General features: G+C 66.7%; 14 protein-coding genes and 1 tRNA gene. 11 read left to right on the forward strand and 4 right to left on the reverse strand.

Translation table 11 applies throughout. From position 1 onward, the window contains the following. Positions 1 to 74 precede the first annotated feature (74 nt). From BMY53_RS22615 to BMY53_RS22640, 6 genes are all read left to right on the forward strand, one after another. Positions 75 to 1,169, forward strand: a complete 1,095-nt coding sequence (locus tag BMY53_RS22615; RefSeq protein WP_092948961.1) for a saccharopine dehydrogenase family protein — start codon at positions 75 to 77, stop codon at positions 1,167 to 1,169. A 14-nt stretch (positions 1,170 to 1,183) separates the two neighbouring features. Further along, complete coding sequence (locus BMY53_RS22620; protein WP_092948963.1) at positions 1,184 to 2,689, forward strand: L-piperidine-6-carboxylate dehydrogenase; 1,506 nt, start codon at positions 1,184 to 1,186, stop codon at positions 2,687 to 2,689. Further along, entirely contained in the window at positions 2,682 to 3,734 is a 1,053-nt protein-coding gene (locus BMY53_RS22625) for a 2-oxoadipate dioxygenase/decarboxylase family protein (RefSeq protein WP_092948965.1), read from the forward strand. Before BMY53_RS22620 ends, BMY53_RS22625 begins: the two co-directional genes overlap by 8 nt. Continuing rightward, positions 3,728 to 5,137 (forward strand): FAD-binding oxidoreductase, encoded by a 1,410-nt coding sequence (locus tag BMY53_RS22630; protein WP_092948967.1) that lies wholly within the window; start codon positions 3,728 to 3,730, stop codon positions 5,135 to 5,137. The genes BMY53_RS22625 and BMY53_RS22630 overlap by 7 nt, the downstream gene beginning before the upstream one ends. A 136-nt stretch (positions 5,138 to 5,273) precedes the next feature. After that, positions 5,274 to 5,358, forward strand: a tRNA-Leu gene (locus BMY53_RS22635). Between the two features lie 250 nt (positions 5,359 to 5,608). Continuing rightward, complete coding sequence (locus BMY53_RS22640) at positions 5,609 to 6,676, forward strand: LacI family DNA-binding transcriptional regulator (protein ID WP_092948969.1); 1,068 nt, start codon at positions 5,609 to 5,611, stop codon at positions 6,674 to 6,676. 28 nt (positions 6,677 to 6,704) lie between these two features. Here BMY53_RS22640 and BMY53_RS22645 read toward each other — a convergent pair whose 3' ends face one another. Next, positions 6,705 to 8,261, reverse strand: coding sequence for a tryptophan halogenase family protein (locus BMY53_RS22645; protein WP_092948971.1), 1,557 nt, complete (start codon positions 8,259 to 8,261; stop codon positions 6,705 to 6,707). 297 nt (positions 8,262 to 8,558) lie between these two features. On the opposite strand from BMY53_RS22645, the gene BMY53_RS22650 reads away from it, so the two are divergent. Then, positions 8,559 to 11,030: a TonB-dependent receptor gene (locus BMY53_RS22650; protein WP_092948973.1), complete on the forward strand. Its 2,472-nt coding sequence runs from the start codon at positions 8,559 to 8,561 to the stop codon at positions 11,028 to 11,030. Between the two features lie 101 nt (positions 11,031 to 11,131). After that, positions 11,132 to 12,505, forward strand: coding sequence for a GH1 family beta-glucosidase (locus BMY53_RS22655; RefSeq protein WP_092948975.1), 1,374 nt, complete (start codon positions 11,132 to 11,134; stop codon positions 12,503 to 12,505). 60 nt (positions 12,506 to 12,565) lie between these two features. On the opposite strand, the gene BMY53_RS22660 is transcribed toward BMY53_RS22655, so the two are convergent. Continuing rightward, positions 12,566 to 14,584, reverse strand: coding sequence for a M13 family metallopeptidase (locus BMY53_RS22660; protein ID WP_092948977.1), 2,019 nt, complete (start codon positions 14,582 to 14,584; stop codon positions 12,566 to 12,568). A gap of 222 nt (positions 14,585 to 14,806) precedes the next feature. After that, positions 14,807 to 15,751: a DMT family transporter gene (locus tag BMY53_RS22665; protein WP_092948979.1), complete on the reverse strand. Its 945-nt coding sequence runs from the start codon at positions 15,749 to 15,751 to the stop codon at positions 14,807 to 14,809. Between the two features lie 127 nt (positions 15,752 to 15,878). Between BMY53_RS22665 and BMY53_RS22670 the strand changes: the two genes are divergently transcribed. The 3 genes from BMY53_RS22670 (at position 15,879) to BMY53_RS22680 (ending at position 19,178) form a co-directional block, all read left to right on the forward strand. Then, positions 15,879 to 16,757 carry a LysR family transcriptional regulator gene (locus tag BMY53_RS22670; protein ID WP_177201006.1) on the forward strand — a complete coding sequence of 293 codons (879 nt, stop codon included), beginning with the start codon at positions 15,879 to 15,881 and terminating at the stop codon, positions 16,755 to 16,757. A gap of 91 nt (positions 16,758 to 16,848) precedes the next feature. Then, positions 16,849 to 17,649 carry an enoyl-CoA hydratase-related protein gene (locus BMY53_RS22675; protein ID WP_092948983.1) on the forward strand — a complete coding sequence of 267 codons (801 nt, stop codon included), beginning with the start codon at positions 16,849 to 16,851 and terminating at the stop codon, positions 17,647 to 17,649. Then, complete coding sequence (locus tag BMY53_RS22680) at positions 17,646 to 19,178, forward strand: 3-hydroxyacyl-CoA dehydrogenase (protein WP_092948985.1); 1,533 nt, start codon at positions 17,646 to 17,648, stop codon at positions 19,176 to 19,178. The genes BMY53_RS22675 and BMY53_RS22680 overlap by 4 nt, the downstream gene beginning before the upstream one ends. 76 nt (positions 19,179 to 19,254) lie before the next feature. Here BMY53_RS22680 and BMY53_RS22685 read toward each other — a convergent pair whose 3' ends face one another. Beyond that, positions 19,255 to 20,094 carry an IclR family transcriptional regulator domain-containing protein gene (locus tag BMY53_RS22685; protein ID WP_092948987.1) on the reverse strand — a complete coding sequence of 280 codons (840 nt, stop codon included), beginning with the start codon at positions 20,092 to 20,094 and terminating at the stop codon, positions 19,255 to 19,257. Positions 20,095 to 20,708: the final 614 nt, after the last annotated feature.

The following is a 20,708-nucleotide window of genomic DNA, read 5'->3' on the forward strand; positions in this document are numbered from 1 at the left end:
TCAGTGGCTCTGGGGAGACTGGCGGTGAATTTCTGCACATCGCATCCCTCGGACAAGGAACAAGGAGTCGACTCATGAAAGTGGCACTGCTGGGCGCCGGACACATCGGCCAGACCATCGCACGCCTGCTGCACGCCAGCGGCGACTATCAGGTCACCGTGATGGACCGCAGCGAACAGGCGCTGGCGCTGCTGGCCCGCGAAGGCATCGGCACGCAGCAGGTGGATACCGAACAGCAAGCCGCCCTGGCCGTGGCGCTGCGTGGGCAGGACAGCGTCGTCAACGCGTTGCCTTATCACCTGGCCATCCCGGCCGCGCACATGGCGCTGGAGGCAGGTTGCCACTACTTCGACCTGACCGAGGACGTGGCCGCCACCAAGGAGATCAAGCGCATTGCCGAAGGCGCCAAGACGGCGTTCATGCCGCAGTGCGGCCTGGCGCCGGGCTTCATCGGCATCGTGGCGCACCACCTGGCCAAGCGCTTTGACGAGCTGCATGACGTGAAGATGCGGGTGGGTGCACTGCCGGCCTTCCCGACCAATGCGCTGAAGTACAACCTGACCTGGAGCGTGGACGGTCTGATCAACGAGTACTGCCACCCCTGCGAAGCCATTCACGACGGCACGGCCATCTCTGCCCTGCCGCTGGAAGGGCTGGAGCATTTCTCGCTGGACGGGGTGGAGTACGAAGCCTTCAACACCTCCGGTGGCCTGGGCACGCTGTGCGAGACCTGGTCCGGCCAGGTGCGCAACCTGGACTACAAGACCGTTCGCTACCCCGGACACCGCGACCTGATGATGCTGCTGCTGGACGACCTGCAGCTAAAGAATGACCAGCAGACGCTCAAGGACATCATGCGCCGCAGCATGCCGGCCACCATGCAGGATGTGGTGCTGGTGTTTGTGACGGTCTCCGGGATGAAGAATGGCACCCTGATGCAGGAGGTGTTCGCCCGCAAGATCTTCGCCCAGCGCGACGGCGAGCAGCCGCTGTCCGCCATCCAGATCACCACGGCGGCCGGCATCTGCGCGGCGGTGGACCTGTTCCGTGAAGGCCGGCTGCCGCAGCGCGGCTTCATCCGGCAGGAGGAAGTGGCCTTGCCGGACTTCCTGGCCAACCGTTTCGGGCAGGCTTATCAGCAGTCCCGTCAGGTTGAGTCCATCGGCTGAAGGAGAATCCACCCATGAGCATTTCAAGCACCGACCTGCTGGCCGCCCTGGGCGTGCCGACCGCCGCCTTCACCGGGGGCTCCCTGACTGTCCGCAGCCCCATCGACGGCGCCGTGATTGGCGCGCTGTCCGAGGCCGGCGCCGGCGACATGACCGAGGCGGTGGGCCGCGCCCAGGCGGCCTTCCTGGCCTGGCGCCAGGTGCCCGGCCCCAAGCGGGGTGAACTGGTGCGCCTGTTTGGCGAGGAGCTGCGCGCCCACAAGGCGGACCTGGCGCGTCTGGTGTCCCTGGAGGCCGGCAAGGTGACCAGTGAAGGTGAGGGCGAAGTGCAGGAGATGATCGACATCTGCGACTTCGCCGTCGGCCTGTCGCGCCAGCTGCATGGCCTGACCATCGCCAGCGAGCGGCCCGGTCACCGCATGATGGAGCAGTACCTGCCCCTGGGCGTGGTGGGCATCATCTCCGCCTTCAACTTCCCCGTGGCCGTGTGGGCCTGGAACGCGGCGCTGGCACTGGTCTGCGGCGACACCTGCATCTGGAAGCCCAGCGAAAAGACGCCCCTGACGGCGTTGGCCACGCAGGCACTGTTCGACAAGGCCGTGGCCCGTTTTGCCGACGCGCCCGCGCACCTGTCGCAGGTGGTGGTGGGCGGCGCGGCGGTGGGCGAGGCGCTGGTGGACGACACGCGCGTGGCGCTGGTCTCCGCCACCGGCTCCACCCGCATGGGCCGCGCCGTGGGCCCGCGTGTGGCGGCGCGCTTCGGCCGTTGCCTGCTGGAACTGGGCGGCAACAACGCCATCGTCGTGACGCCCAGTGCCGACCTGGACCTGGCCGTGCGCGGCATCCTGTTTGGCGCCTACGGCACGGCCGGGCAGCGTTGCACCACCACCCGCCGGGTGATCGCGCATGAATCCATCCATGACGAGCTGGTGGCCCGCCTGGATCGCGCCCGCGCGCAGCTGAAGATCGGCAGCCCGATCGAACCCGGCCACCTGATCGGCCCGCTGATCGACAAGGCGGCCTTTGACGCCATGCAGGCGGCGCTGGTGGCCGCACGTGAACAGGGCGGCGAGGTAAGTGGCGGTGAGCGTGCATTGGCAGCGCAATATCCGGAGGCTTGGTACGCCGTGCCGGCGCTGGTGCGCATGCCGGCGCAGACCGCCGTGGTGCGCCAGGAGACCTTTGCGCCCATCCTCTACACGCTGAAGTACAAGACGCTGGAGGAGGCGATTGCCCTGCAGAACGACGTGCCGCAAGGGCTGTCCTCCGCCATCTTCACCAACGACATTCGCGAGGCGGAGACGTTTGTGAGCGCCACCGGCTCGGACTGTGGCATTGCCAACGTCAACATCGGCACCTCTGGCGCCGAGATCGGCGGGGCCTTTGGTGGCGAGAAGGAAACCGGCGGCGGCCGGGAATCGGGCTCGGATGCGTGGAAGGCCTACATGCGCCGCACCACCAACACCGTCAACTATTCGCGCGAGCTGCCGCTGGCGCAGGGTGTGAAGTTCGATGTCTGAGGCCAGCGCAGCGTTTGAACACACGGGCGTCTTCCGGCTGCTGACCGTGGCGCTGGGCGAGGTGCCGGCGCGGCAGGCCTTCGCGCAGCTGCAGGTGGTGCCGGCCCTGCTGCGCCCCGTGGGCGAGCAGGTGAGCCGGGCCGAGTTGGCTCAGGCGCTCAACATGGCGCTGTTCCTGGACGTGACGCGGCGGGTGCCGATGGCGTCAGCCTATGTGGCTGACCTACAGCGTACCGGCGAGCGCCTGGTGTTCGACCACGGTGCCTTGCGGACGGTGGCCTGGCCCAGTGGCGCCTTGCCACCGGGTGAGGCGTCCATCACGCGGGTGCTGCGTCCGCTGGGCTTCGAGCTGGCGGCCACCTATCCCCTCACGCGGCTCAAGATGACGGGCCGCGCGTGGCGGCATGTGGATCTGCCGGAGGACATTGCGCAGTACTTTGTCTCCGAGCTGCATCCGGAACGGTTCTCGGCGGGCTTCCAGGCAACGGTGTCGCGGGTGCTGGCCAGCGCCCGAGACCCGCTCTCGCCAGCGGACGTGGCACTGCTGGAACAACTGGCGCGAGACCGGCAACTGCCCTTGGCAGCTGCGGAAGTCTTGCTGCCGCATCTGATGGCCTGCTTTGCCCGCCACCATGGGCTCTTTGAGGCGGATGACTATCAGCAACTGCTGAGCGAATCCGCCGAGATGGCCTGGATCTCCACGGAGGGCAATGCCTTCAATCATGCGACCGACCGGGTGAAGGACGTGGCCGCCGTGGCCGAGGCGCAGCGTGCGCTGGGCCGGCCGGTGAAGGACAGCGTGGAGACCTCCGCGACCGGGCGGGTGCGCCAGACGGCCTTCCGCGCCGCTCGGGTGATGCGCGAGTTCCATGACCGTGGCCAACGCGTGATGCTGGAAGTGCCGGGCAGCTTCCATGAGTTCATCCAGCGTGAACCCATGCCAGGGTCGTCGGCGCTGGATCTCGCCTTTGACGCAGGCAACGCCACCGGCATCTTCAAGATGACCGCCGGCAGTGCGGCCGCCGACGAGCCCGCCGCATGCTGAAGGACCTGCTGGCCCAGGCGCGCATCCTGTGTGGCGATGCCAACGTGCAGGAAGGGGCGTCCATCGAGCCCCGCTATCTGCAGCCGGCCCGGTACGGGGCAGGACAGGCGGCCGGGCTGGTGCGTCCGTCCACGGTGGCGGAGGTGTCCGCATTGATGGAGATGGCGGTGGCGCACGACGCCCGGGTGGTGCCGCAAGGTGCGCACACGGGGCTGGTGCGGGCCGGCACGCCCGGCGATGCCACGCGGGACGTGCTGCTGAGCACCGAGCGCCTGAAGCAGGTTTTTGAGCTGGATGTGCTGGACCGGACCTTGCGGCTTTCGTCCGGCTTCCGGCTCTCCGAGGTGAATGAGCGCCTGGCCGAGCATGGCCTGTGGTTCCCGGTGGACCTCAGTGCGGACCCCAGCATCGGCGGCATGCTGGCCCACAACACGGGCGGCACGCGCATGCTGCGGTATGGCGACGTGCGGGCCAACACGCTGGGCCTGGAAGTGGTGCTGGCGGAGCCTGCGGGGCAGGTGCTGCGTTGCGGCCAGGGTCTGCAGAAAGACAACTCTGCGCTCGCGCTGGGGCAGCTTTTCATCGGCTCGTCCGGCAGCCTGGGCGTGATCACCGAGGCCACGCTCAAGCTCAGCCCCTTGCCGCGCCAGCGGGCCGTCGCGCTGGTGGCACCCAGCGGGCTCGCACCGGTGTTCCCCCTCTATCAGACGGTGATGCAGCGTTGGGGTGGCCTGGTGTCGGCCTTTGAAGGTATCAGCCGCGCCGCGTTGGAGGCCGGACTTCATGGGCAGGATCTGGCGCGCTGGTTCAGCGGGCAGTTGCCGGCGTACGCACTGCTGATTGAACTCAGCAGTGACCTGCCGGCCGATCAACTGGATCTGAATGGCCTGCTGCAGGGGTGGCTCGAAGGTGAATTCGAGAGCGGCCGTGTGGCGGATGCGGTGCTGGAAGCGGATGAAGCGATCTGGGGCCTGCGTCACCGGATCAGCGAAGGCTTGCGCGCGCAGGGCAAGGTGATCGGCCTGGACCTGTCGCTGCCACGCCGGGCCTTCATGGTGTTTCGCGAGGAGGGGCTGGCATGGCTGGCGCTGAATCACCCCGAACTGCGCCTGGCGGACTTCGGCCATCTGGGCGACGGTGGCATGCACTTCAACATGGTGTGGCCCGCCCAGGCCGGCCCCCTGGAGCCCGCGCAAGAACTGGCCCTGCGGGAAGGTCTGTACCGGTTGGTGGCCGCGCATGGTGGCTCCATCAGCGCAGAACATGGCGTGGGGCCGCAGTTGCAGGAGGCTTACCGGGCGCATTGGCGGCAGGTGGCGCCTTCCGTCCTGGATTGGGCGGGCCGCGTACAAATGCTCTTCGATCCGCACGGTCGATTGGGAACAACGAATTGGGGGCCGTAAATGGCTTGCCAAGTAATCAAACTGTGCTACAGTCCAATTCTTCGTTGAACGACGCAGCAAAAGCTTCAAGCAAATTCCTCGTGAATATGTTTGCGTAGCAAGTAGCCAGAAGTTGAACAACGAATAAATCCTGAAAGCCCAGGTGGCGGAATTGGTAGACGCACTAGTTTCAGGTACTAGCGGGTAACTCCGTGGAGGTTCGAGTCCTCTCCTGGGCACCAAATCTGAAAGGCCAGCGCAAGCTGGCCTTTCCCATTTCCGGCGCCAATTTTCCGGTGCCAATTTCAGGGTTGATGCTGGGGCTGACGTCGAAGCAGATGTCGGGGCTGATTTTGCGGCTCTCCCTCCCGACGCTCACCGCTCCACATTATTCAAGCGCGTCATGCATGCGCCGCACATGCGCTGCACAAGTGACGCTCTGCAGACATGAGGCTTCTGCGGCGGGCAGCACATTGCGACAGAATCGCGCTCATGCCCAAGCCCGCCACCATCATCGACGTTGCCCGCGAGGCGGGGGTGTCGATCAAGACTGTCTCCCGTGTTGTGAACCGGGAGGCCGGTGTCCACGCCGAGACGCGGGACCAGGTGCAGAAGGTGGTGGATCGGCTCAACTACCGCCCCAAGCAGTCCGCCCGCAGCCTCGCCGGTGGCCGCTCCTTTCTCATCGGTCTGCTGTATTACGACCCCAGTGCCGCCTTCGTCGGCGGCGTCCAGCAGGGCGCCACGCTGCGCTGCCGGGAGGCCGGGTACCACCTGGTGGTGGAGTCCCTGCACAACGACGCGCCCGATCTTCCGGTGCAGGTGGACCGCATGGTCTCCGCCTTGCGGCCGGACGGCATGATCCTCACCCCACCGCTGTGCGACAACCCCCAGGTGCTCAAGGCACTGCGGGACAGCCGCACGCCGTGTGTGCTCATCTCACCCGCAGCGGATGACCCCGAGCATCCCAGCGTCCGCATGGATGACGTGCATGCCGCAGAAGAGATCACCAACCTGCTGATCAGCCTTGGCCATCAACGCATCGCGATCATCAAGGGGGCGAAAGAGCAGGTCGCTTCCAGGCGGCGCTACCAGGGTTATGCCGCAGCGCTCAAGGCGCATGGCATCGCCCTCGACAAGGATCTGGTGGTGCAGGGGGACTTCACCTTCCCCTCCGGCGTGGAGGCGGCCTATCAGCTGCTGAGCCGCCGGCAGCGGCCAACCGCCGTGTTCGCTAGCAACGATGAAATGGCGCTCGGTGTCCTGGTGGCTGCGCAGCGCCTCGGGCTGGAGGTGCCGGGTGACCTCTCGATCACCGGCTTCGATGACACGCCTGCCGCCGCCCGGGTCTGGCCGCCGCTGACCACCGTGCGGCAGCCCATGGACGAGATGGCCCGAGCGGCGGTGGACCTGCTGGTGGCCACGCCGCGAATGGGTGAAAACGCCTCGGGGATCCCGGCCAAGCCGGTGCAGCACCGTGTGCTCAAGCACGAGCTCATCGTGCGCGACTCCACCGCGGCCTCCGTGGACAAGCCGGCCCGGACGCGCAAGGGTGCCTGAGAGCCGCCCCGAGCCGCCGTAAGCCACCCTAAGCCGCCATCTTCAGGCCCGCGCGGTTCAACATCTGGTCGATGAGATCGCGGTGGCGGGGCATGTCCCGTACCGCATGCGCGCCCAACTGGGCAATCGTGCTGAACTCCCGTCGCGCTTCGTCCGCACGGCGCCACGCGTGCCGCGCACCTTGCAGCAGCGTGTCGTACTCCATTCCGTACAGCACGTATTGCCAGCTCGCGGGCAGGTACATCTCCACGTCGGTGATGAAGTCCAGCCGCTGGGGCGGCCGGTGGCGCCACATGGCGAGCTTGTCGCGCAGGCTGTCGGGGAAGGAGGCTGGGTCGGCGTTGTCCCGCCAGAAGGCGGTGTCTCGACGCTGGGTGAGGCCGTAGTGCATCTTGATGAAATCCACGATGCGGGCGTAGCGATCGGCCATGAAACGATTGAAATGCCGCGCCACTGGGGCCGTGTCGCCATCAAACGGGAACAGCTGCGCAATCAGGTAAGCCGCTGTTTCGATCAACCCGATGCCGGAGGATTCCAGCGGTTCCAGGAAGCCGCCGGACAGCCCCACAGCCACGCAGTTCTTCACCCACTGGGTCTCGCGATAACCGACGTTGAGTGTGAGCTTGCGAGGGCTCAATGCCTCCGCCGCCGAGCCGATATAACGGCGCAGCTCACGCTCCGCCGCGTCGTCATCGGTGTGCCGGCTGCTGTAGACATGGCCGATGCCGCGCCGCTCCTGCAGGCCGATGTCCCAGATCCAGCCATTCTCCTGGGCCGTTGACAGGGTGCAGGAAGCGATCGGAGCATCAGGCCGGTCGTAGGGCACCTGCATTGCGAGTGCGCGATCGACGAAGAGCACATCGTTCAGCGAGGTGAAGGGCGATCCAAGCGCCTCGCCGATGAGCCGCGCGTGGAAGCCGCTGCAATCCACATACAGCCCGGCGCGAAGCACGCCCGCCTCGCGGGTGTGAACGGCCGCAATAGCGCCCTGTTCATCGAGGTCCACGCGGTCCACGGTTGCAATGAGGCGCTGCACCCCCAGCACCTGGGCTTGCTCGGCCAGCAGCCCGGCAAAACGGCCGGCATCGAAATGGTAGGCGTAGTTCAGCGGGCCCAGGTAGTCGCCATCCGTCACGCGCTTGGGGCCGTGGCGCGCTTCCACCACGGCCTTCTGCAGCGTCACGGCTTCGGCGAAAGCGCGTTCCGGCCCGGCTTCACCCATCAGCCAGTAGGGCAGTAGTTCGGGCGCACCGGGTCGCTGGCTGGGCAGGCTGAACGGATGAAAGTAGTGGTCGCTGCCCTCCGCACCGGGAGGCCGTACCCAATGGTTGAACCGCACCCCCTGCTTGAAGGTGGCCGAGCAGGCCTGCAGGAAGCGCGCTTCTGGAATGCCGATGGCCGACAGCGTCCCGCGGATGGAGGGAAAGGTGCCTTCACCCACGCCGATGATCCCGATGTCGCTGGACTCCACCAACGTGATGCGCACGCCGCCATGCGCCGTGCCCAGCTGCTGCGCCAGGAATGCCGCCGTCAGCCAGCCGGCGGTGCCGCCGCCGACGATGAGAATGTCGTCAATTGCCTTCATGCCTGCCTGTCTCCGTGTTTGTTGTCTGTGGTGCAAAGGCATCAGTCGTTCGCGATCACCGTGGCCATCGGCCCTCTGAGCCTGGCCTGGGCCGAAAGCGGACTACGGGTAAATGATAGTGCCCGGAATGACAACGATGTCAATCTTTCCGTTGACAACGTTGTCAGCCATTGCCTAGGATGCAGCCAAATTAGAAGAAACGGAAGCTCTGTACCCCTTGCAGCCGCAGCTCGGGCCAGGAATGCAGTGCTTTCTCAAACCCTTCAAGAGCTTCTCGAAAGCCACCCAGGAGACAACATGACAACAGCTTCGTCCCGCCGGCCCGCCATCGGGCTGGTCACTCCCGTCCAGATGGCCGTACTGGCCTTGATGGCTGGCGCGGTCCACGCCCAGCAAGCCCCCGAGTCGCCGGCACCCCAGGCGGCACCCCAGCAGGAATCGGCGCCGCAGGGCAGCACCAGTGCCACGGCGGAGGTGAAGGCCGACGGCAAGCAGGCCCTGCCGCAGGTGCTGGTGACGGCCACCAAGCGCAGCACCTCGCTGCAGAAGACACCGGTGTCCGTGACGGCCATCAACTCCAGCACGCTGGAAGATGCGCACGTGAAGAGCATGCTGGACGTCTTCAACCTGGTGCCCAGCATGCAGGGCACGGGGCAGGGGGACCACGGCATCGTCAGCATCACGCTGCGCGGCATCGGCAACGACAGCGCCAAGACCGAATACGCGGACCCGGAAGTGGCCCTGTTCGTTGATGGCGTCTTTGCGCCGCGCCCCGAGGGCGCCGCCACGATGCTGTTTGACCTCGATGGCATCGAAGTACTGCGCGGCCCGCAAGGCACGCTGTGGGGCCGCAACTCCACCGTCGGCACCATCAACATGAAGACGGCCAAGCCGGTGCTGCGCGACACGTCCGGTTATGTCGAAGGCGGCACTGGCAACTACAGCCGCCTGGGCGTGAAGGGGGCGGTCAACATCCCGCTGGGCGACACCGCCGCGGCACGCGTGGCCTTCATCCATGAACAGCACGACGGCTACGTGTCCTACCAGAAGGCGCCCAACGTCGCCCTGGCGGACCAGCAGGCCGCTTATGCCACCTATGTGGCCAATGGCGGCACTGCGGTCGGATTCCAGCCGATCAATACGGCCCTTTTTGTGCAGGGCGGCCCCAAGTACAACGCCCAGGACCAGACCGCTGCACGTGTGAGCTTCCTGTGGAAGCCCAGTGACAAGCTGCGTTGGGACATCTCGCTGGAGCAGTTCGCCGACCGTGGCACGCCATCGATGAGCCTGATGCAGACGCCTCGCGAAGGCGAGAAGTTCTGGTCCGCCCTGATCGACACGGCACCGTCGCTCAAGCGCGATTCGACCTCGCTGCGCAGCCGGCTCGAATATGACCTCGGTGGCATGGCCCTGGCCTACGTGGCGGGCTACACGCACTTCAAGGGCTCTGGCACCTATGACCAGGACTTTGGTGTCAACGTGCCCACCAGCTTCACCACCGGTGGTCCGCAACAGGCGGACAACACCGTCTGGAGCAAGTACACCAGCCACAGCCATGAAGTGACGCTGCAGAGCAATGAGCGCCAGACCATCGACTGGGTGCTGGGCCTGTACTACGCCGCTGAAGACAACGGCATCCGCTTCGACATCCCCATCATGAACGGTACCCAGCAGGGCACCGTCAGCTGGCAGGGTTCCTTCATCCAGCCGAAGGAGACGGTGGATTCCAAGGCCGTGTTCGGCCAGGCCACCTGGAACCTGACCGAGGCCTTCCACGTCACCGGCGGTCTGCGCTACACCCACGACGACCGCAAGAACAAGGGCGGCCGCGGCTGGTTCTGGGCCGGTGATGCCACCGCACCGCAGGTGCCGCTGAACCCCTCGGTGGATCCGACGATCCCGGCCAATGGCTACACCGCCGGCAACATCAACGACGCCCATTACACCGGCAACAAGACCACCTGGCTGGGCCGCGCCGCCTATGACCTGAGCAAGACGGCGATGGTCTACGGCAGTGTCTCCACCGGCTACAAGTCGGGCGGCTCCGGCGACGGTGGCCTGCACTACGGCCCCGAAACACTGACCAACTACGAGCTGGGCTACAAGACCACGCTGTGGGACGGCCGCATGACGTTCAACGCCAGCGCCTATCACATGAAGTTCAAGGACTTCCAGTTCAGCGCACCGGTCATCGTCAACGGCAACCGCCAGTTCGCCTACAGCAATGCGGAAGGTGCCAAGGTCTCCGGGCTGGAACTGGAATCCGCCGTGCTGATCACGCCGGACGACAAGCTGCAGCTCAGCGCCAGCTACACCAAGACCAAGTTGGGTCAACTGGTGGCGGCCTCCAACGACTACGCCCTGCCCACCTGCTTCGACACCACGCTGGGTGGCAACTGCGTCAACGTCACGGGCAACGAACTGCCGCACGCGCCCAAGTTCGCGCTGCAGCTGATGTATGAGCACAGCTTCCCGCTCTCCAACGGGGACAGCGTGGCGCCGCGCATCAGCTACCACTATCAGACCGCGAACTGGCTGTCGGTGTTCAACCTGGGTGATGGCGACCGCCAGAAGGCTTATTCCACGGCCGACATCAGCGTGCGCTACAGCTCGCAGCGCAACTGGTATGCGGATGTCTTCGTGCGCAACGTGAGCGACGAAAAGATCAAGACCAGCGCGGGCAGTGCCGGCACCTTTGCCAACCCGATCTGGGTGGCGCAGTACGCCGCGCCGCGCACCTTCGGCCTGAACGCGGGCTACAACTTCTGACGGGCAGGTGATGGGAGCGCCCGGCCGGAATCGTTCACGCCAGACTGCGCGCCACGGCCGCGCGACTCCCTGCTTTTGTATTTGCCATGAACAGAAAGACCATGCAGCCTACCGACGCCACCCCCGCCACCGAAACCGCGCTCATCCGTGACCTGATCGCGACCCTGCCCACCGACTTCCAATGGGGCTCGGCCACCAGCGCCGCGCAGATCGAGGGCGCGGGCCGGGAGGACGGCAAGGGGGAGTCCATCTGGGACCGCTTCTGCGCCCAGCCCGGCCGCATCAAGGACGCCTCCAACATCGACGTGGCCTGTGACCACTACCACCGCTACGGTGAGGATGTGGACCTCATGCGCTGGTTGGGCCTGGACGCCTACCGCTTCTCCATCGCCTGGCCGCGCGTGCAACCGCAAGGCCGGGGAGCCTGGAACGAAGCCGGCTTCGCGTTCTACGACCGGTTGATCGACAAGCTGCTGGAAGCAGGCATCCGCCCGCATGCCACGCTCTATCACTGGGACCTGCCGCAGGCGCTGGAAGACGGCATCGGCGGCTGGCTCTCCCGCGACGTGGTGCCACTGTTTGCTGAATACGGTGCCGAGGTGGCGCGCCGCTTCGGCGACCGGCTGGCCAGCATCTCCACGCTCAACGAGCCGTGGTGCTCCGCCACACTGGGCTACGAAACCGCGCAGTTCGCGCCGGGCCACACCAGCCGGGCCGAGGCCGCGCAGGTCTCGCATCATCTGCTGATGGCGCATGGCGCGGCCATCCAGGCGATGCGTGCGGTCGGCCCCAAGGCGCAGTTGGGCATCGTGCTGAACTTCACGCCCTCCTTCCCAGCGGAACCGCTGCTGGAAGCAGACCGGCGCGCGGCGCGCATTGATGATGGCCTCAGCACGCGCTGGTACATGGATCCGGTGTTCCGGGGCCAGTACCCGGCCGACATCATCGAGCACCTCGGAGCGGACGCCCCCAAGATCCAGCCCGGCGATCTGGCCCTGATCCAGCAGCCGCTGGACTTCCTGGGCGTGAACTTCTACACCCGCAGCTTCATCAGCACGAAGCAGCCCGGCCTGACTCCGCCGGGGGAACTGGGCTTCACCGACATGGGCTGGGAGATCTACCCGCAGGCACTGACGCAGCATTTGCTGCGCATCACCCGCGAATACACACCGCCGCCCATCTACATCACCGAGAACGGCATGGCCAACGCCGATGCGGTGGTGGACGGCAGCGTGCCGGACCAGGCACGCATTGCCTACCTGCGGGGGCACCTGTCGGCCTTGTCACAGGCGGTGGCGCTTGGCGCGGATGTGCGGGGCTATTTCTACTGGAGCCTGCTCGACAACTTCGAGTGGAACTCCGGCTACCTCAAGCGCTTCGGCCTCTTTCATGTGGACTACGCCAGCCAGCAGCGCCTGGCGAAGGACAGCGCCCATTGGTACAAGGACCTGATCACGCAGTTCAAGCAGACCTGACGCGCGGCTCAAACCGCCCGGAAAGAAAAAAGGCGCACCGTCTGGTGCGCCTTTTTTTGATTACCAGATCCGGATCCGGTCGTTCGGTGCCTTGTACATCTTGTCGCCTTCCTTGGTCCTGAAGGCCTGATGGAAGCCGTCATGGTTCACCGCCGCGCCGTTGGCCCGGAACTCGGTCGGGGCATGCGGGTCGATGGTCAGCAGCGTCAGCTCGCGCTCCTCACGCCGCTTCTGGCGCCAGGCCTGCGCCCAGCCCAGGAAGAAGCGCTGCTCGCCGGTGTAGCCGTTGATCACCGGGGACGGCTTGCCGCCCAGCGAGCGCAGGTAGGCCTTGTAGGCGATCTGCAGGCCGGACAGGTCCGCGATGTTCTCGCCCAGCGTGAGCTTGCCGTTCACATGCTTGCCGGGGATGGGCTCGTAGCCTTCGTACTGGGCCACCAGCCGTGCACCGATGGCGTCGAAGGCCTTGCGGTCTTCATCGGTCCACCAGTTGCGCAGGGCGCCGTTGCCGTCGAACTGGCTGCCCTGGTCATCGAAGCCGTGGCTGATCTCGTGGCCGATCACCGCGCCGATGGCGCCATAGTTCACCGCGTCATCCGCCTGGGGGCTGTAGAACGGGGGTTGCAGGATGGCCGCCGGGAACACGATCTCGTTCATCGTGGGGTTGTAGTAGGCGTTGACCGTCTGCGGGGTCATCAACCAGTCGCGGCGGTCCACCGGCTTGCTGGCCTGCGCGGCCTTGCGCTGCCATTCGAAGCGGGCGGCCCGCTGCGCGTTGCCCAGGGCGTCGGCGGCGCGCACGTCCAACGCAGCGTAATCGCGCCAGGTGTCCGGGTACGCGATCTTGATCATGTACTTGGACAGCTTGTCCTGAGCCTGGGCCTTGGTGGCCGGGGTCATCCAGCTCAGGCCATCGATGGAGCTCTTGTAGGCCTCCAGCAGGTTGTTGACCAGAGCCAGCATGCGGGCCTTGTCCGCCGCCGGGAAGTAGCGCTTCACATATTCCTGGCCAATGGCTTCGCCAAGCGCGCCGTTGACGTGCTCCACGGCCTTCTGCCAGCGCGGCTGGTCCACCTTCAGGCCGCTGAGGGCCTGGCCGTGGAAGGCGAAGTGCGCGTCGCGGAAAGCCTTGGGCAGCACTTCGGCATGCTCGTCCAGCGCATGCAGGGTGAGGTAGAGCTTCCAGTCGTCCAGCGAGGCTTCGCCCAGCAGCTTGGCGGCGGCGGTGAAGTAGCTCGGCTCCAGCACCACCAGCTTGTCCAGTTGGGGCACCGAGGCGGCGGTGAAGTAGGCCTTCCAGTCGAAGCCGGGCGCCTTGGCGGCCAGCTCGGCGGGCGTCATCGGGTTGTAGACCTTGGTGGGTTCACGCAGGTCCACCTTGTCCCACTGGGCTTCGGCCAGCGTGTGTTCCAGCGCGAGAACGCGCTGCGCTGCATCCGCCGGGTCCTTCAGGCCAGCCTGGCGGGCCAGCGTTTCCAGATAGGTGCGGTAGGCGCCGAGGGCCTTGGCCAGGCGCTCGTCATCCTTCTTGAGGTAGTAGTCGCGGTCCGGCAGGCCCAGGCCGTCCTGGCCAGCCTGCAGACGGTTGGTGCCGGGGTCCTGGTAGTCGGCCTCGATGTCCAGGCCTAGCGGCGTGCTCACCACCCCGGTGGCCTGGCCGATCCAGGTGGCCAGCTGTTCGCGGGTCTGGATGGCGTTGATGCTGTCCAGCAGCGGGCGGACGCCGGCGAGGCCGGCCTTGTCGATGGCGTTGGTGTTCAGGTAGGCGCTGAAGTAATCGCCGATCTTCTGGTCATTGCCAGCCTTGGCCTTCTTGGCGGCCAGATCTTCGGCGATGGTGCGGACCCGCTTGTCCGACAGGTCGCTCAGCACGGTGAAGGCGCCGAAGGAAGATTTGTCGTTGGGGATGGCGGTGTGGCTGAGCCAGTGACCGTTGGCGGCGCGGAACAGATCGTCCTGCGGGCGGACCGTCTTGTCCGCACCGGACAGGTCCAGCCCCGACTGCGGCGGAGCGGCCATGGCAAAGGCGGTGAACTGCATCGCGGCCGCCAGCAGGGTCAGACGAATTGCTTTTTTCATCACAGGCGCATGAAGGAGTGCGGGCCAGGCCCGACGGAACGCTCAGCCTATGCCAAAAGGCACGCCCTGCCAAAAGCCATGAGCCCCGGGAAACACCCCATTCGCCCACCGACGGTTGCCGTGTCCGCTGGGCGGATGGCGCGTGCGGCGGCTGAGTGCCGGGGCGAGGCTCCCCCCCGGTCAAGGGGGGGCGAGGTGCGTGAACTGGCGGGCGGCCGCGCTTCAGGCGGTCGGGCAGGGCGGCACGCCTGCAGGCAAGGGTGCGGGCGCGGGTGAGGCGGCTGTGGGCGCCGAGCGGTTGGCCAGCGTGAGCGCGGCGATCACCAGCAGTGCCCCCAGCCATTCCTGGGCTGACGGATGCTGCCCCAGCGCCACACTCATCAGCAGGGCGGAGACCGGGACGCCGTTCAGGAACAGCGAGGCCCGTGCGGCGCCCAGCTGTCGGACCCCGTAGTTGAAGGCCAGCACGGCAGCGATCGTGGGAATGGCAGCCACGTAGGCCAGATGAGGCAGTACAGCCGCCAGATCCTCCCGGCTCGGCGCCTGCGACCCCCCGGCCAGGGTGGCACCGATGGCAACCAGCAACAGGCAGGGCACGCCTGTGATCGCCGTCAGCGCTGAATATTCCAGTGCGCTGAAGTCCGGCCACCGCGCAGCGCCCCGGGTGTAGAGCACCCATCCCACCGTACCCAGCAGGGTGAGTGCGTCCCCCGCCAAGGCGTGCGGCGTGGCGTTGCCGCCGCCGGCCAGGCCGGAGACCAGCACCACACCGCTCAAGGCCAGCACAGCAGCGCCGGCTACGCGCAGCCCCGGACGTTGCCCGTCCAGCACCCACCGAAGCAGCAAGGTGGTGAGGGGCATGGTGGCCATCAACACCGCCCCATGTGAGGGAACGGAGAGCGACAGGCCGCTCAGCGTCAACACGCCGAAGAAGCCATAACCCAGCACCCCCAGGCCGGTCAGGGCGCGCCAATGGTGGCGCAGCTTGAGCGCCGGCCGGTCGCCAAAGCGCCACAGCAGCAGCGCCAGCGGCAACACCGCGCAGCTGTAGCGCAGCGTGGTGAACCACAGGGGCGACACATGGGCCAGCACCGGCTTGCAGACCAGGAACATGCTGCCCCAGGAGCAGGCGGCGAAGAGAAGGGCGAGAACAGCAGAGGCGTTCATGGCGGCCTTTGGTTGGAACGGCTGTGCAGTCTCCCGCCCGTGTCGGTCATGGGCCATGCGTTTGTTCCGAACGGGGCTTTGGCGAAACCGAACGCGCCCCCGGCGGCCGCGCCGCACAATCGCCGCCATGGAGCTCTACCAGCTGAAAAGTTTCCTGGCCGTGGTGGCCGAACGCAACCTCACTCGGGCGGCGGAAAAGGTGTTCACCAGCGTGCCTGCGGTCAGTGCCCAGATCAAGGCGCTGGAGGAGGAACTCGGGGTGCTGCTCTTCGAGCGCAGCTCACGCGGCATGGCGCTCACACCCGCGGGTGAACGGCTGGCCGAGGAGGCGCGTCGCACGATGGACGCCGCCCAGCGCATGCGCCAGGCCGCCGCGCAGATCCGTGGCGCGGTGCAGGGGGTGTTGCGCATGGGCACGGTGAGCGACCCGATCGCGCTGCGGCTGGGCGAGGTCATGGTGCAGCTGGCGCAGCGGCATCCCGAGGTGGCCCTGCAGCTTCACCAGCGCCTGTCGCTGCAGAGCATCCACGCCCTGCGGCGCGGGGAGGTGGACTGCGCCTACGTGCTGAATGCGGACGAATCGGTGGAGGGCATCCGGCTGCACCGGCTCAGCCGGCTGGAGGTGGTGGTGGCCATGCCGCTTCAACTGGCGCAGACTGCCTGGCCCCAGGATCTGCAGGCCCTGCTGGCGTTGCCCTGGATCAACACGCCGCCGGACTGCGGGCTGCGCCCGGCCATGGAAGCGCTGTTTGCCAGTGGGTCTCGCGAACTCCCGCAAGGACCCATGGCGGAAACCGAAGGTGCCGTACGCGGCATGGTGGCCAGCGGGATGGGACTGGGGCTGCTGCGCCGGGACCAGGCTGAAGCCGCCGAACGGGCGGGTGAACTGCGCCTCTGGCCGCACTGGTCCACCGTCACCTGGCTGTGCTGGATGCAAAAGGACACGCCCCATGAAGAGCCGGCCCTGACCGCGCTGAGGGAGCTGGTGACGGAAGTCTGGCGCTGAGGCGCTCCCTGGACTGCGATACTCCCGTCAAACAGAACACCAAGGGTGCTGCGTGCTGGCACGGCGGCCCTTGCAAAGCCCAGGAGCTTGTGTGGAGACATTGCAGATCGCGACCGATGCGCGCGGCGTGGCGCGCGTGACGATGAACCGGCCGGAGGTGTTCAACGCCTTCAACGAGGCCATGATCGCCGACCTCACCGAGGCGTTTGCCCAGTTGGGTGAAGACGCCGCTGTTCGGGTGATCGTGCTGGCCGGTGCCGGCAAGGCTTTCAGCGCGGGTGCGGACATCCAGTGGATGAAGCGGGCCGCCGAGGCCTCCCAGGAGTGGAACCTGGCGGACGCGCGTCGCTTTGCGGCCATGCTGGATGGGCTGGCGCGTTGCCCCAAACCCACCATCGCCCAGGTGCATGGCGTGGCGCTGGGCGGTGGCGTGGGGCTGACCCTGGCCTGTGATCTGGCCCTGGCCACGACCACGGCGCAGTTCGCGGTGAGCGAAGCCCGCTTCGGTATCTTGCCTGCCGTCATCGGGCCCTATGTGGTGAATGCCGTCGGGCCTCGGCAAGCGCGTCGGCTGGCGCTGACGGCCAGCCGTATCGATGCGCAGGAAGCGCTGCAACTGGGGCTGGTGCAGCAGGTGGTGGCTGCGGAGGCGATGGACACCGCGGTGGAAGCTGTGGTGACCGATCTGCTGGCCGGCGGGCCGCAGGCACAGACGGAGATCAAGCGCTTGCTCGCGCAGTTGGCGGTGGGCCCGATCACGCATCAGGTGCGTGAACTGACGGCACAGACCATTGCGCGCGTGCGCACCGGGCCGGAGGCGCGTGACGGTTTTACCGCCTTCCTGGCCAAGCAGCCCGCCCCCTGGCTGCCGCCGTCGGGAGAAGCGCCATGAGCGCCGCGTCCTCCCCCACGGCCTGGCGCGTGCTGAACGCTGTCTCGGCGGAGGCGCCGGTCGCGGTGATTGGCGCCGGGGTGATGGGGGCTGGCATTGCCCAGGTGGCGGCACAGGCCGGACATCCCGTGCAGTTGATGGACGCGCGCGAAGGCGCAGCCCTGGCGGCGATCGGCAAGATCGGCCAGGCCCTGGCCGGTTTGGTGGCCAAGGGGCGGATGGCCGCCGAGGAACGTGACGCCGTGATGGCCCGGCTGCAGGCTGCGGACCGCGTCGCCGATCTGGCGGGGGCCGCGCTGGTGGTGGAAGTGATCATCGAGCAACTGGAGCCCAAACGGGCTTTGCTCAAGGAATTGGATGCCCTGCTGGCACCGGACGCACTCATCGCCTCCAACACTTCCTCCATCAGCATCACCGCCTTGGCCAACGGCATGGCCACGCCGCAGCGCCTCGTGGGCATGCACTTCTTCAACCCCGTGCCCCTCATGAAGCTGGTGGAGGTGGTGTGGGGCGCCGAGACGGACGCCGCGGCCGCGTCAGCCATCGAGCAACTGGCACGGCGCTGGGGCAAGACACCGGTGCATGCCAGGTCCACGCCGGGCTTCATCGTCAACCGGATTGCCCGCCCTTATTACGCCGAAACCCTGCAGGTGCTGCAGGAGCAGGGGGGGCCACCGGCACTGGTGGACCGTGCCCTGCGAAGTGCCGGCTTCCGGATGGGCCCCTGCGAGCTGATGGACCTGATCGGGCACGACACGAATGCGCTGGTGACGCAGTCGGTCTTCGAGGCCAACTTTGGCGACAAGCGCTTCCAACCGTCGCTGGTGCAGCGTGCGCTGGTGGATGGCGGACGCCTGGGCCGCAAGGTGGGCAAAGGCTTTTACGACGGTGTGCCCGAGGCGCCGCCACCGGTGGCTGCGCCCATCGGCGCCGCGCCTGGCGTCACGCTTGCGGGGCAGGGGCCGCTGGTGGACCGCCTGGCGGGCTGGCTGACGCATCGCGGCCTGGATTTCTTGGCCGCGCCGGACCAGGACTGGCAGGGCCTGGCGCTCCATGGCCTGGAGCTGCACCTCACGGATGGCCGCTGTGCGGCGGCGCTGGCGCAGCAACGCCGCCAGCCCAGCCTGGCAGTGATCGATTGGCCGCTGGCGCCGGACCGGGCCGACGGCCTGGCCATCGCCTTCGCCCCCCGCGTGGACGGCATGCATCGCGAAGCGGCCCGGCAGTTGCTCCGTCATCTTGGATGGGAGCCGTTGGAGCTGCGCGACATTCCGGGCCTGGTCGTCGCCCGCACCATCGCGATGCTGGTCAATGAGGCTGCCGATGCCGTGTGGCAGGGCGTCTGTGATGCCGAGGCCGCCGATACCGCAATGAAGCTGGGCGTGAACTACCCGGCCGGACCCTTCGAGTGGCTCGCGGCCCTGGGCCCGGCAACCGTGGCCGCCATGCTGGATGCGCTGTTCAACAGCTACCGAAGCGAGCGTTATCGCGTCAGCCCCTTGCTGCGCCATCAGGTCTGGGCGGGCTGAGCCCCATGAAAAAACGCCGCGGCGGTGAACCGCGGCGGCGTTGATCACAGAAGCAGGCGCTGTTCCGCGCCGGCGACTACAGCAGCATGCGCAGGTGGGCCTGGGCCTGCAGCAGCGGGGGCAGGCAGTGCTCGACCATCTGCTCCATGCTCATGCGCGAGGCGTGCACGCTGATGGCCATGGCGGCGACGGTGTCACCCTTGTAGTTCTTCAGCGGCACACCGACCGACCGCAGACCCTGCTCGAGTTCCTGGTCGATCAGCGCATAGCCCTGGGCGCGGGCACGGGCGATCTCGATGCGCAGGCGCTCGGGATGGGTGATGGTGTGCGGGGTCAGGGCGCTCAGTTCCTGGCGGGCGATGAAGGCATCCACATCGGCCTGCGATTGCGCGGCCAGCAGCACGCGGCCGTTGGCGGTGCAATAAGCCGGCACGCGGGTGCCCGGTTGCAGGGTGGGGGAGACCACCCGGCCGGCGCTGGTGGCCGAGATGCAGATGACGTCGTTGCCATCCAGCACGCCAGCGGAGCTGGCTTCCTTCATCGCATAAGCCAGCTTGTGCAGTTCGGGCTCGATGATGCGGGGCAGGCGGGCGGAGTGCATGTAGCTCTGGCCCAGGCGCAGCACCTTGGGGGTCAGGGCAAACATCTTGCGGTCCTGCGAGACGAAACCCAGGTGGGTCAGCGTCAGCAGGTAGCGGCGTGCAGCGGCGCGGGTCAGGCCCGTGCGGCCAGCCACTTCGCTGATGGTCAGGCGGGGACGTTCCTGATCGAAGGCCTCGATCACGGCCAGACCCTTTTCCAGGCCGGCGACCAGATCCCGCTTCAGCGGACCGGTACGAACTTCTTCGGTGGTGGACTCTATGGAAACAACCGCCGAGGCGGTCAATTCATCGTCAAGGGAGCGTTCAGCGGACATGGCAAACCATCTTTGCGTTTGACGCCCAAATCTGCTGGGCGTGGGCAGGAGATGTCCGCCACTATAGGGACAACCCTGTGAAGAATCTTTGCCAGGGCAATTGTTTTCGACGCTATCCGCACGCTTGTGCACCAACTTGAGGAATTTGTGACGAGCATCGCCCCACGACCGCCAAATTGGGGGTGTGTTGGGCGGTCATCGCAAATCGGGTTGAGCGGAGCGGCTGCGAAGGGCGATGGACAACAACAAAAACGAGGCGGACCTATCAAAAGTGGTCATACAACTCATATATGAGCGGTATGCGCCACTGATCGAAGTCAGTATCCCATGCGATGTGCGATTACCGCTTACGTGAATGGGACCGTTGTCATGACAATTTTTCAGCCTCTGTTGAATTTTGCTTATGCGTGTCTTACGCGTACGACAGCGCGCCAACCGCCCGGGCAGTCGAGCAGCCGCTCAAACCGGGCGAAGCGGGGTATGTCAGGGCGCTGAAGTTGGGCATCGGGCGCTCGGGCAACAGCTTGCGCTGTACGCCGCCCAGCGAGGAGTGACCGATTCGGAGAGCGCTGAAGCGTCAATAAGCCGCCGTGGGTCCACAAGCACCGCAGGAT

This window comes from Roseateles sp. YR242 (genome assembly GCF_900109745.1).
Taxonomy (GTDB): Bacteria; Pseudomonadota; Gammaproteobacteria; order Burkholderiales; family Burkholderiaceae_C; genus Roseateles.

Bases quoted from the DNA above. Each gene is read 5' to 3' on its own strand.
- BMY53_RS22615 (WP_092948961.1), top strand. From the start codon at position 75: ATGAAAGTGGCACTGCTGGGCGCCGGACACATCGGCCAGACCATCGCA.
- BMY53_RS22620 (WP_092948963.1), top strand. From the start codon at position 1,184: ATGAGCATTTCAAGCACCGACCTGCTGGCCGCCCTGGGCGTGCCGACC.
- BMY53_RS22625 (WP_092948965.1), top strand. From the start codon at position 2,682: ATGTCTGAGGCCAGCGCAGCGTTTGAACACACGGGCGTCTTCCGGCTG.
- BMY53_RS22630 (WP_092948967.1), top strand. From the start codon at position 3,728: ATGCTGAAGGACCTGCTGGCCCAGGCGCGCATCCTGTGTGGCGATGCC.
- BMY53_RS22640 (WP_092948969.1), top strand. From the start codon at position 5,609: ATGCCCAAGCCCGCCACCATCATCGACGTTGCCCGCGAGGCGGGGGTG.
- BMY53_RS22645 (WP_092948971.1), bottom strand. From the start codon at position 8,261: ATGAAGGCAATTGACGACATTCTCATCGTCGGCGGCGGCACCGCCGGC.
- BMY53_RS22650 (WP_092948973.1), top strand. From the start codon at position 8,559: ATGACAACAGCTTCGTCCCGCCGGCCCGCCATCGGGCTGGTCACTCCC.
- BMY53_RS22655 (WP_092948975.1), top strand. From the start codon at position 11,132: ATGCAGCCTACCGACGCCACCCCCGCCACCGAAACCGCGCTCATCCGT.
- BMY53_RS22660 (WP_092948977.1), bottom strand. From the start codon at position 14,584: ATGAAAAAAGCAATTCGTCTGACCCTGCTGGCGGCCGCGATGCAGTTC.
- BMY53_RS22665 (WP_092948979.1), bottom strand. From the start codon at position 15,751: ATGAACGCCTCTGCTGTTCTCGCCCTTCTCTTCGCCGCCTGCTCCTGG.
- BMY53_RS22670 (WP_177201006.1), top strand. From the start codon at position 15,879: ATGGAGCTCTACCAGCTGAAAAGTTTCCTGGCCGTGGTGGCCGAACGC.
- BMY53_RS22680 (WP_092948985.1), top strand. From the start codon at position 17,646: ATGAGCGCCGCGTCCTCCCCCACGGCCTGGCGCGTGCTGAACGCTGTC.
- BMY53_RS22685 (WP_092948987.1), bottom strand. From the start codon at position 20,094: ATGTCCGCTGAACGCTCCCTTGACGATGAATTGACCGCCTCGGCGGTT.